The 2,493-nt window shown below is 57.6% G+C and carries 2 protein-coding genes; both read left to right on the top strand.

All coding sequences use genetic code 11. From position 1 onward, the window contains the following. A partial coding sequence (locus tag AC2VLY_RS04085) for a hypothetical protein (RefSeq protein WP_486921804.1) occupies window positions 1–182 on the top strand: 182 nt, incomplete at its 5' end. 20 nt (window positions 183–202) lie between these two features. Beyond that, the coding region (locus tag AC2VLY_RS04080) for a hypothetical protein (RefSeq protein WP_486921803.1) at window positions 203–2,493 on the top strand (2,291 nt) is incomplete at its 3' end.

Genomic DNA, 2,493 nt, shown 5'->3' with positions numbered 1-2,493 from the left:
CAGAAGGTATCTCACAGGCTGGCGTCGCGCCCCACATCGTGACGATCTCGTTCGACTTCCAGATCAAGCTCTCGCAGTGGAGAGTTCGCGAAGAATTAAGCAGTTTTGAAGACATAATAAATGCCTCAGCCATCTTGCCTCAGCCATCTTCAGCAGATTTTGGTATGCTTCGACCATATTGATTTCCAAGGATACCCTACCGTTGACCTTGATCCCGAAAGATCTCCATTCTCTTGATGCCGATACACGAACTGTAGCAGATGCCATGGCACTGCTCTGGACCTCGCGCCCCCGAACAGCCGTTTACGAACTGATCCAGAGGTGGGGCTTAAAAAATCACGCCGGTAAAGCCTTTACACAAATAGCCGTCAAGGATGCGTGGGCGCAGCTCCGACGCGCAGACCTGCTCGTGGAACATCCTCGACGCCAGGGCTACGCTCAGCTGCATGACAAGATTCGCAGTCAGGCCTATCGGGAACTTTTGGCGCAGCATCCGATTGCCGAGTTACGCAGCGCCCTCCATCGCAGTACGAACTATGACCCAAGTCACAGCCATTACGGCTGGTCATTTTGGGAGGAGGCAGACGCCATCGCCATACTGCGTCTGGCGGTCTTTTCCGGGGCACCGTTCAGCGATCTGGAGGCCATGCAGAAAGAGATTTCCAGGCGCAATGACTGGGGCACCATTTTTTATGCGGCGTGCATGGAGGCCTTTGATCCCGTACTGATGGAACGGGTCACTCCGGAGTGGCGTTGGCGAATGGCTACGAACGCCTTGGGTAATCTGTGTCAACGCGTAGATCCGGAATACCTGCCTTTCTTTCACTGGACCATGGAACAGGTAAAGACCGGGCGAGAGGCCATCCCAGGACCACTACGATTGCAATTGGCCGAAGTGCTGCTCCATCGCGGCGAATTCAGTCAAATGATAGATGTGCTCAAGCCATTAAAGCAAGATGCTGCGGCCGAAGTGCTGCGCGCGGGAATACGCATACAGCAGGGCCAATGGGATTCGGCACAGGCCGAAATGGAAGCGGCTTTCAAAATACTGCGCAAAGCCATGGGTATACGTGCGCGACTTTTACCCTACAGCCTGACCTGGATTTATCCCTTGTCTTTGCTGGCCCAGAAAACTCCCAAACACCTGGACCTCGCCCGTAAATTCTGTCTGGGCGAGGCCGGATCGCGCACGCCATCGGCCCATGACTTCTGGGGAATCTGGGTGCATGCCATCAATGTGCGATTGGGAGACGCACCCCTGGAGCCCGAAGCGTTCCAGGCCTTTGCCAGAATCCGGCACCCCTGGGTGCACTTTGAGCGCGCCATTTTGCGCGCTTGGCTGCGCCCGGAACTACGAGCTCCCACGGCACATTTCACACCCGATCCCGATCACGCCACAGCGGTGACCAATGCCCGTAAGGCTTTTCAGGACTGCGGCTTTACCTGGCTCGATGCGCAATTTGCGGCAGCCGAGAAAGCTTTCCGCAACGAGGATCCAGGCATTCCTTTTTTCGTAGCCGGAGGACAGGAGTCCTGGCGGAATGTGCTGAGTTCCCTGCAATCCCTGGTCACCGATATCGCGCTGGTGCCGGATGCCCATGAAACCCGCCTGCTCTGGTCCGTTCACTTGGGGCCACACGGTACCGTCGAGACCATTGAGCCTTTGGAACAAAAACGCGGCCAACGCGGTTGGGGCAAACCCAAAGCCATTTCCCTGGCGAAAATTGCGGGGAATGAACGATTGGCGCCCCAGGATGCACAAGTGATCCGTGCCATCCGCAAGAACCCTCACTATGCCCGGTCTTTTTGGTTGGATCGTGCTGCAGCCCTCACTGCCCTCATTGGCCACCCGAGGGTTGTTCTCCCGGAGAGCCCCGACATTCTGGTAGATGTGGTGGAAAGCCCTCCCGAAATCACCGTGTCCAGGGAAGGGGATGGCTATGTGATGCGGGTAGAGCCCATGCTGCAGATGGACGGCAATGAGGCCACCCATGGGTACGGGCTCAGCAGCGACGAAAAACGTGAGTGGGATGCCTTGCGCCTGATTACGGTATTGCGCGATTCACCACAACGGCTCCGGGTGATCCGGCTGACACCCGCCCAGCGCCGGGCCGCGCAGTTAATTGCCGACCGGCTCATCCTGCCGGCAGATGCGCAACCCGAGTTGCAACAGACTCTCCAGGTATTGGCCAGCCACTTTCAGGTCCAGTCGGACCATGCCCAAGCGGCGCGGGAGGTCCCCTCCGAGTCGCAATTGCGCGCAGAACTCTCTCCAGTCGGTGACGGATTGATGCTGCGTCTGGTGGTGGCACCTTTGGGCTCAGAAGGTCCTCGTTTCATGCCCGGACATGGACACCAACAGGTGATGGCGGCGATGAAGGGTGAGACAGTGGGTACCCGCCGCCAACTCGGATCAGAAAAAGATTATCTCAACGCGGTGTTGGATGCCCTGCCTTTCCTGCCACCACCGGGCCGGGCGGATATCGTTTGTGA

This window comes from Acidithiobacillus sp. TH-A36 (assembly GCF_057473445.1).
The sequence above is the reverse complement of the archived record's forward strand: the minus strand, read 5'-3'. Positions and strand labels throughout refer to the sequence as shown.